Origin of the sequence: Streptomyces sp. NPDC101194 (assembly GCF_044767885.1) — a bacterium.
Taxonomy (GTDB): Bacteria; Actinomycetota; Actinomycetes; order Streptomycetales; family Streptomycetaceae; genus Streptomyces.
On record NZ_JBIWOS010000028.1, the window covers coordinates 1 to 1,580 of the forward strand.

Genomic DNA, 1,580 nt, shown 5'->3' on the forward strand with positions numbered 1-1,580 from the left:
AACACAGTGGACGCGAGCAACTGAGGACAAGCCCTCGGCCTATTAGTACCAGTCAGCTCCACCCGTTACCGGGCTTCCACATCTGGCCTATCAACCCAGTCGTCTACTGGGAGCCTTAACCCCTCAAAGGAGGTGGGAATACTCATCTCGAAGCAGGCTTCCCGCTTAGATGCTTTCAGCGGTTATCCTTTCCGAACGTAGCCAACCAGCCATGCCCTTGGCAGAACAACTGGCACACCAGAGGTTCGTCCGTCCCGGTCCTCTCGTACTAGGGACAGCCCTTCTCAATATTCCTACGCGCACAGCGGATAGGGACCGAACTGTCTCACGACGTTCTAAACCCAGCTCGCGTACCGCTTTAATGGGCGAACAGCCCAACCCTTGGGACCGACTCCAGCCCCAGGATGCGACGAGCCGACATCGAGGTGCCAAACCATCCCGTCGATATGGACTCTTGGGGAAGATCAGCCTGTTATCCCCGGGGTACCTTTTATCCGTTGAGCGACAGCGCTTCCACAAGCCACTGCCGGATCACTAGTCCCGACTTTCGTCCCTGCTCGACCCGTCGGTCTCACAGTCAAGCTCCCTTGTGCACTTACACTCAACACCTGATTGCCAACCAGGCTGAGGGAACCTTTGGGCGCCTCCGTTACTCTTTAGGAGGCAACCGCCCCAGTTAAACTACCCATCAGACACTGTCCCTGATCCGGATCACGGACCCAGGTTAGACATCCAGCACGACCAGAGTGGTATTTCAACGACGACTCCACAACCACTGGCGTGGCCGCTTCAAAGTCTCCCACCTATCCTACACAAGCCGAACCGAACACCAATATCAAACTGTAGTAAAGGTCCCGGGGTCTTTCCGTCCTGCTGCGCGAAACGAGCATCTTTACTCGTAGTGCAATTTCACCGGGCCTATGGTTGAGACAGTCGAGAAGTCGTTACGCCATTCGTGCAGGTCGGAACTTACCCGACAAGGAATTTCGCTACCTTAGGATGGTTATAGTTACCACCGCCGTTTACTGGCGCTTAAGTTCTCAGCTTCGCCGACCCGAAAGTCGGCTAACCGGTCCCCTTAACGTTCCAGCACCGGGCAGGCGTCAGTCCGTATACATCGCCTTACGGCTTCGCACGGACCTGTGTTTTTAGTAAACAGTCGCTTCTCGCTGGTCTCTGCGGCCACCCCCAGCTCAGGACGTAAAGCCCATCACCAGGAATGGCCCCCCTTCTCCCGAAGTTACGGGGGCATTTTGCCGAGTTCCTTAACCATAGTTCACCCGAACGCCTCGGTATTCTCTACCTGACCACCTGAGTCGGTTTAGGGTACGGGCCGCCATGAAACTCGCTAGAGGCTTTTCTCGACAGCATAGGATCATCCACTTCACCACAATCGGCTCGGCATCAGGTCTCAGCCTCAACGTGTGACGGATTTACCTACCACACGGCCTACACCCTTACCCCGGGACAACCACCGCCCGGGCTGGACTACCTTCCTGCGTCACCCCATCGCTTACCTAGTACAAGTCTGGTTCGTCGGCTCCACCACTACCCTCAACTCCGAAGAGATCGGGCCGGCT

1 rRNA gene (running past one end of the window) is annotated in these 1,580 nt (G+C 56.3%); it reads right to left on the bottom strand.

Features of this window, described 5'->3' with window-relative positions:
- Positions 1 to 22 precede the first annotated feature (22 nt).
- Positions 23 to 1,580 (bottom strand): 23S ribosomal RNA (locus ACIRP2_RS39540); it runs 1,667 nt beyond the window's last position.